Annotated in this window: 7 protein-coding genes and 1 other RNA gene; 2 read left to right on the top strand and 6 right to left on the bottom strand. The window is 34.8% G+C overall.

The window, feature by feature from the left end; translation table 11 throughout:
• On the bottom strand, positions 1–948 hold a 948-nt coding region (locus YW9_RS12590), incomplete at its 3' end, for a DUF5689 domain-containing protein (RefSeq protein WP_018279314.1).
• A 50-nt stretch (positions 949–998) separates the two neighbouring features.
• A complete protein-coding gene (locus tag YW9_RS0106140) occupies positions 999–3713 on the bottom strand; it encodes a carboxypeptidase-like regulatory domain-containing protein (RefSeq protein WP_026193860.1) in 2715 nt (904 codons plus the stop codon).
• Between the two features lie 386 nt (positions 3714–4099).
• Between YW9_RS0106140 and YW9_RS0106135 the strand changes: the two genes are divergently transcribed.
• Entirely contained in the window at positions 4100–4351 is a 252-nt protein-coding gene (locus YW9_RS0106135; RefSeq protein ID WP_018279312.1) for a type B 50S ribosomal protein L31, read from the top strand.
• A 47-nt stretch (positions 4352–4398) separates the two neighbouring features.
• Here the strand turns inward: YW9_RS0106135 and YW9_RS0106130 are convergent, their stop codons facing one another.
• From YW9_RS0106130 to YW9_RS0106120, 3 genes are read right to left on the bottom strand one after another with little or no spacing between them, the layout of a single operon-like run.
• Positions 4399–5214 carry a 2,3,4,5-tetrahydropyridine-2,6-dicarboxylate N-succinyltransferase gene (locus tag YW9_RS0106130; RefSeq protein ID WP_018279311.1) on the bottom strand — a complete coding sequence of 272 codons (816 nt, stop codon included), beginning with the start codon at positions 5212–5214 and terminating at the stop codon, positions 4399–4401.
• A 35-nt stretch (positions 5215–5249) separates the two neighbouring features.
• A complete protein-coding gene (locus YW9_RS0106125) occupies positions 5250–5774 on the bottom strand; it encodes an adenine phosphoribosyltransferase (RefSeq protein ID WP_018279310.1) in 525 nt (174 codons plus the stop codon).
• 35 nt (positions 5775–5809) lie between these two features.
• The gene (locus YW9_RS0106120; protein WP_018279309.1) at positions 5810–6229 is read right to left on the bottom strand and encodes a nucleoside-diphosphate kinase; all 420 of its coding nucleotides are present in this window, start codon (positions 6227–6229) and stop codon (positions 5810–5812) included.
• A 164-nt stretch (positions 6230–6393) separates the two neighbouring features.
• On the opposite strand from YW9_RS0106120, the gene ffs reads away from it, so the two are divergent.
• Positions 6394–6492: signal recognition particle sRNA small type (gene ffs, locus YW9_RS13295), an RNA gene on the top strand.
• A gap of 12 nt (positions 6493–6504) precedes the next feature.
• Here the strand turns inward: ffs and YW9_RS0106115 are convergent.
• Entirely contained in the window at positions 6505–7251 is a 747-nt protein-coding gene (locus YW9_RS0106115; RefSeq protein WP_018279308.1) for a tellurite resistance TerB family protein, read from the bottom strand.
• Positions 7252–7255: the final 4 nt, after the last annotated feature.

Genomic DNA, 7255 nt, shown 5'->3' with positions numbered 1-7255 from the left:
GACAATTTTTCCGTGAAGTTTTACTTTTTTTCCAACAACATAGTCAGATGCAGTTGCTTTTGAGTCCTCTAATTCAGTAATTGTTCCAGAATTTCCACCACTACCAACAACGAAGATATCTTCCTGAGGATTATTTATCATAAATTGATATGTGGAACCATATTTTGTTAAAACTCCCGTAACTTCCAAAAGACCTGATGCAACAGGTTCGTTGATAAATTTTGCATACTTGCTGGTTCTGAAAGTAATGGTTTTTCCGTTGGAATCAATCAGGTTATAATTAGTTCCGTTTTGTGGGTCATTTTTAGCAATGTGATACGTTTTTCCAGAAGCACTACTTTCAAAAGAAACATTCTTCAGCGTAATTAATTGGTTTACATTTTCATTTGTTTTTAGAACATCAATCGAAGCATCTGCCTTTGTAAGTTCAGCTCTTTTTTTCAGAGGTTCTTGCATATTATAGACGTGTTTTTTGTAGATAGCTTCAGCCATTTGCCCTACGCTTTTTCTACCACTTCCGCTTGTGTAGATATCATATCCTATCTCCAGTCCTCCGTTGTTAATTTGAGTAGTAAGTCCTTTCAAACGAATTTGAACTTTAGCTCCGACAGGAAATTCTGTGTACAATCCACTTTTGTTGATGGACACAGAAACTCCAGCCGTTTTATCCGCATTTTGGATATAGATTTTCTTATAGAAATTTCCACCTTCATCACTTGAAACAACATATCCTTCGATGGCATCGTTGCTCGTATAAGGAGTAACATCTGTAGTTGCAGAAGCTGTTGCTTGAGCGAACGTTACTATTTTTCCGTCAAAAGCAGGGATATTCTTTTTTAAGTCTTCTAAGTTAGGAAGTTCATAATCAGTGTCTTTTACGCACGAAATAAATCCGATAGCTGAAAGTAAAAGTACACCATACATTAAAGTTAGATTTTTCAGTTTCATAATCTCAATTGATTAAATTTACTCAATAATTCAAAAATATTTTATAGTTATTACATACTTACTGCCAAATTGACCATATATGTTCGTCCGTAACCTACAAAGTAACGAGGACCAAATGAAGGTACACCATTGGCATTATCCCGAACCATATCACCATAGTTGGCAGTACGAGATTGTTCAAAGCCACCTGAAACAAATTCTCTTCCAAGAACATTGTTTATACTAGCAATCAAGTTGATATAAGTTTTCTTCACTCGCCACGATTTTCCACCTACAAGGTTTAACAAGAATACGTCGTCCAAACGCTCTTGTTTTAATAATTTGCGAGCAAGTGTTTCATCAATATTAGTGAAGTAATTTTTCGTATCAGGGTCGATGAAAAAGTTTCTAGTACGATTTATTGCAGAAATGGAGATGTAGTTTCGAGCTAACAAATTAGCTGTTGCTCCTATCCACCAATATTTTGGATTGCGATATTCCAACCCTAAAGAGTACGCTTGTTGTGGGCCACTTGGTACGCGGTAGTTTTTCAAATGCACTTGGTCGATTTCAATTACTCCAATTTCTCCCGAAGAAACATACATTTTCGGATTGTTTATGTAAGTGTGCTGTCCGATGGCTGCAACTGCGGTTAATTTTAATGTAGGAATGATTTGAGCTTCTGCTCCAAATTCTAAACCAAAATGTTGTTTTTTGATGTTATCAACTGTTTGAGAAACAAAATCACTTGATATTTCATCAGTTAGTGTGGTTTCGGTAAAAAAGAAATTCGTTTCAGAAGTGTTTTCAATATGAGTGAAATAACCTGTTAGCCGTGATTTAAAGTAGGGCATTCTCAGTATGTAACTTCCATCAGCAGTATAAGCAGTTTCATTTTTTAAATTTGGAAGCAATCTGTTGGAATTTCGTATGTTAGCAAATGTATTACGTACTGATTGTGGTGTGTTAAAGAATCCTGTGTTCAGTTGAAATACGTGACGACCTGTAACAGCATAGGTAAGACCAGCTTTGGTACTCACCCCATTGAAAGTTTGTTTGGCACTTTTTCCGTATGAATCAGAAAAGAGAAGGTAGTTGAATTTTCCATCTCGTTGATAATCTGTGTAATGATAACGACCAGCAACAAATAATTCCAGTTTCTTGAAGTTAAATTCCAGTTGTGTGAAGAATTCGCCTACATTGCTTTTTAACCCATAAAAATAATTCCATTTGTCGCCTACTTTCTTCTGTAAATCAATGTCATTTGCATTATAAGGTTTGTTGGCAAAATAGTCATAATTCATAAAATGTGAACCTCCCAATAAATCATTAATTTCAGCATAGTTTTCAGAAGAAATGTTTCTGTAAACGATACCTGAGGTTAGTTTTATTTTCTCGTGAATTAGTGTTGAAAAATTAATATTTCCAGTAAAAGTACGTTCGTCATTCACATCATTGCTTATAATGAAAGCACTTCTTCCATTAGTTGTATTATTATTTGCATAATAGAGTGAACTCCAGTCCAGTTGTGAATTGTTTAAGAAATAGTCTTTTTGTAAGTTTGCTAAATCCCAGTTTGCTCCCGACTCTTGATTGATATAATAACTTGGTAAATTTTTATAATAATTTGGTTCAGGATTTTGGGCATTTGCATAGCTAATTCGTGTATTTCCAATCTCTCCAAATTGATAACCCAAGTCAATATTCAGACGGGTATTTTCTTTGTTATAGTTATAGGATAGAATAAAAATAGGTTCGGAGACAATTCTGTTTCTTGAGTTTCGGATATCACCACCCTGTTTTCCCCAATAAGGATTGTATCTATATCCTTTCAAATCAATTACTTCTTGTGTTAGTGGAGAAGTTTTTCCTCTGCGAATGGGCGAAAACATAGCAATAGCATTTAAGCTATGATGATTGTTAAGTTGATATTCTAAGGCTCCGAAGAAAGAATACGCGTTATAAAGCGTTCCATCAACCCAACTTCCGTTAGCTGCCCAACGACGTGATGCAGATAAGCTATAAGCCAATTTGTTAGACAGAATTCCAGAGTTGTAAGTAGCCATTATTCTTCCTGTATAACTTCGGTTTCCTGCTGAGGTGGAAAAACGAAGACCTGTTCGGTTGAGTGACGGACGAATATTGATATAGTTTGAACCTGACATTCCTCCAAAGGTATAATCCGATTTGTTAATTCCTTGGCTAAGTTCCTGATTTCTGGTAACATCATTCAGTCCGCCCCAATTAGCCCATTGAGCTCTTCCATTTTCAATTCGGTTCATTGGAATGCCGTTGATGAGTAACGTAACATCTTTAGAATCATACCCTCGAGGTTTGAAGAAGACAGAACTGAAATCGTAAGCAGCACGTCTGGTAAAAATGTCTTGAGAACTATGTAACAACCCAGAAATCATATCAGCTCCACTTTCATCATCTTCCAGTTCACTTTCGGAGATAACAACAAGTTGTTCAGCTTCTTGCGTTAAATCGGGCTCTAAATAAATTTCTGAAAGAGATATTTTAGGACCAAAAGCATCTACAGGCATTCGCACTTCGTTGTATCCATTGAGTGAAAAATGGAAAGTGTAATTACCTTCCGCAAGTTGTATGGAAAAATGTCCGTTGTTATCTGTATAAATTTCGTTTGAAGTTTCTTCTACGATAATTTTGACATTTTGTAGAGCCGTTTTTGTTCGAAAATCAATAAGTGTTCCCTCAACAATAGATTGTGAGAATATAGGAACAGACAAAAACATCATTAAACAAAAATAGAGTATTCGATACATATTAAATAGATTTTTAAGTATTTAATCATTTTAATTAGGAGTACGCGACCCCACAAAGTTAAACCAAAAGGCTCCTAAATCCAAAATATTTAACACTGTTTTTAGTTTGTAGAAAAAACTTTAGAAAAGGATTGCAAAGGTACACAAAAATACGATTGACTCTAATGTAAATTTAAGAAATTTATCTATATGGTATTCTGGATAAAATTCTGATGATTTTATAAGAAATTTCAAGATGATTTGAAAAATGTAGTGACAAATAACTTGTTGTTTAGTTCGAAGTTATAAAATTAATTTGATTTTTTTGAAAAAAGTGTTGTTAATTAAATAAATATCACTACCTTTGCCCCTTGAAAAATTTAAGAAGATAAAAAATATACATTGCAATGAAAAAAGGAATACATCCAGAGTCTTACAGATTGGTAGCTTTCAAAGATATGTCAAATGAGGATATCTTTATTACAAAGTCTACTGTTGATACAAAAGAAACTATTGTGGTTGAAGGTGTTGAGTATCCATTGGTAAAATTGGAGATTTCAAGAACTTCACATCCTTACTACACAGGTAAGTCAAAACTTATTGATACGGCAGGGCGTATTGACAAGTTCAAAAACAAATATGCAAAATTCAAAAAATAAGAAGAATTTAGAATACAAAAAAACCTCCCTTTTGGGGAGGTTTTCTTTTATACAGATACGTTGTATTCTCTCAAAGCATCATTTAGTGATGTTTTTTTATCGGTAGATTCTTTTCTTTTGCCTATAATTAACGCACAAGGCACCTGAAAATCACCTGCAGGGAATTTTTTTGTGTAACTTCCTGGGATAACTACCGAGCGTTCAGGTACGTAACCTTTTAACTCAACTGGAGTTTCTCCTGTAACATCAATGATTTTAGTTGATGCGGTAAGTACTACATTGGCTCCCAGAACAGCTTCTTTTTCAACACGGATCCCCTCCACAATGATACATCGGGAACCTATGAATGCTCCATCTTCAACAATTACTGGTGATGCTTGTAATGGTTCAAGAACTCCTCCTATGCCAACGCCACCACTGAGATGTACGTTTTTTCCTATTTGAGCACAACTTCCAACCGTAGCCCAAGTGTCTACCATTGTTCCTTCATCAACGTACGAACCGATATTTACATAACTTGGCATCAGAATAACTCCCTTTGAAATGAAAGCTCCGTGACGAGCAACTGCATTGGGTACCACCCGAATTCCTTTTGATTCGTAGTCTTTCTTCAACGGAATTTTATCGTGATACTCAAAGATTCCTGCTTCGAGTGTTTCCATTTTCTGAATGGGAAAATAAAGCACAACTGCTTTTTTCACCCATTCGTTTACTTGCCAACCCTTTTCGGTAGGTTCAGCAACACGTAATTTTCCACTATCTAGTAAGTTAATAACTTCTCTAATGGCTATTTGTGTGCTATCTTCTTGTAAAAGTTCACGATTTTCCCAAGCGTTTTCTATTTTTTTGCGTAATTCTGTCATAAATAATTAATGATTGATATTCAAAATGATTCATTTTAGTATTTCAAAATACTAAAAACGTCGTGATTCTCCAGTTTTTTTATACCATTAAGAAAGGTTAATTCTATCAAGAAGTTTAGCTGAATAATATTTCCTCCGAGAGCTTCAACCAATTTTACAGCAGCTTCGGCTGTGCCTCCAGTTGCTAAAACATCATCGTGGATTAATACATTTTCTCCTTTTTTGATGGAATCGGAATGTATCTCAAGTTTATCTTGTCCATATTCTAAATCATAGGTTTGGGCAAGTGTCGTAAACGGAAGTTTTCCTGGTTTTCGAACGGGTACAAATCCAGCGTTAAGCCGTTGTGCTAATAATGTTCCGAAAAAGAAACCTCGACTTTCCATTCCTACAACTTTGTCGATTTTTACATCTTTGAGTTGCTTTAGAAATAAGTTCAAAGCCTTATTCATAGCATCTGGTTCTGAAAGAATTGGTGTAATATCTTTAAATACCACACCCTCTTTTGGGAAATCTTGTATGTCTCTAATCTTATTTTTTAAATAATCTATTTCGTTCATTTAATGTTGTGATTTGAAGCCTAAAATTGACTTTTTTAAAAAATTTCTCTTCCTGAAAAGTGAAAATTACTTTCTAATTCTGCATTTTCGTCACTATCTGAGCCGTGGACTGCATTTTCAGTAACAGATTTTGCATATTTTTTGCGAATAGTTCCTTCTGCGGCATCAGCGGGATTAGTAGCTCCGATTAATTTTCTGAAGTCTTGCACGGCATTTTCTTTTTCAAGAACCGCAGCTACGATAGGTCCTCTTGTCATAAAAGTAACTAAAGTGTCAAAAAACGGACGTTCTTTATGAATTGCGTAAAAAGCTTCAGCGTCACGTTTTGTTAGTTGAGTGAATTTCATTGCTTTAATTTTAAATCCAGCCTCAACGATTTGGTTTAAAATTGCCCCTATATGTCCGTTTTCAACAGCGTCGGGCTTAATCATTGTAAGTGTTCTGTTTGTTGCCATAAGATAAACGTTATAAAATTCGTGATTATTTTTTTTATGCCAAAATGTTATATATCAACTCTTATTGTAGATTTTCTTTTTTGAAAAGGAAACATTTGACCTACAAATATACACTTTTTTTGTAAAAAAACTTGTTAAGTAGATAAAAGTATGTATATTTGCACCGGCAAGTCCTACACGACCAGCTCCTGCAGAATCCTCCAGGGTGGGAACACAGCAAAGGTATGTGGTTGTAGCGGTGCGATGTAGGTAGCTTGCCTTTTTTTTATTGGGCTTTATAGCCCTCTTTCTTTTTGTATCTGCTCATATGCTTTTTGCACTTGTTTGAACTTTTCTTCAGCTCCTTTCTTTATAGCTTCATCTTGTGTAATTACTCTATCAGGGTGGTATTTTTTTGCCATTTCACGATATGCTTTTTTTACTTCAGCATCTGTTGCGTTTTTATTGATTTCCAAAATGGTATAAGCGTCACGAATACTTTCGGTTTGGCTATGAACGAACATTGCTTTAATACTTTCAAAATCGTTTGACGAAATTCCGAAGTAACCTGATATTTCTTGTATTTGCTTAACTTCTGAATCACTAACAATTCCGTCTGCTTTTGCAATCCCAAATAAAAAATGGATAATTTGCAAACGAGTTTCGTAAGGTGTCCTGATTTTCAAATATGTACTCACTCGGTATGCTGAAATCTCTCGCCCTTTAACAAGTTCGTTAAATGTACGAAAAACTGCGTTTGCTCTTTCTTTTCCGTACATTTCCACAAATCGCATACGCACAAAGTCTAGTTCCGATTGGCTTACTTGCCTATTTGCTTTTATTACCAAAGAGCATAAGGATAACAAATTTACCTCAAAATCAGCAGGGCTTACAGTTTGTTGCTGATTGTTTTGAAAAATATTTCCAAAGCTTCCCCCTGTTTTTATTGTTGTATTCTTAAACAAATATCCTATGATAAAACCTAAAATTGCTCCTGGTAATTTAAAAAAAATAAATCCCAATACAGCTAAAATCCATTGCATACTT

Source organism: Capnocytophaga cynodegmi DSM 19736 (genome assembly GCF_000379185.1).
Taxonomy (GTDB): domain Bacteria; phylum Bacteroidota; class Bacteroidia; order Flavobacteriales; family Flavobacteriaceae; genus Capnocytophaga; species Capnocytophaga cynodegmi.
The sequence above is the reverse complement of the archived record's forward strand: the minus strand, read 5'-3'. Positions and strand labels throughout refer to the sequence as shown.

What these genes read in the sequence shown, in the direction of transcription:
- YW9_RS0106140 (WP_026193860.1), bottom strand. Translation starts at nt 3,713, where the DNA reads ATGTATCGAATACTCTATTTTTGTTTAATGATGTTTTTGTCTGTTCCT.
- YW9_RS0106135 (WP_018279312.1), top strand. Translation starts at nt 4,100, where the DNA reads ATGAAAAAAGGAATACATCCAGAGTCTTACAGATTGGTAGCTTTCAAA.
- YW9_RS0106130 (WP_018279311.1), bottom strand. Translation starts at nt 5,214, where the DNA reads ATGACAGAATTACGCAAAAAAATAGAAAACGCTTGGGAAAATCGTGAA.
- YW9_RS0106125 (WP_018279310.1), bottom strand. Translation starts at nt 5,774, where the DNA reads ATGAACGAAATAGATTATTTAAAAAATAAGATTAGAGACATACAAGAT.
- YW9_RS0106120 (WP_018279309.1), bottom strand. Translation starts at nt 6,229, where the DNA reads ATGGCAACAAACAGAACACTTACAATGATTAAGCCCGACGCTGTTGAA.
- YW9_RS0106115 (WP_018279308.1), bottom strand. Translation starts at nt 7,251, where the DNA reads ATGCAATGGATTTTAGCTGTATTGGGATTTATTTTTTTTAAATTACCA.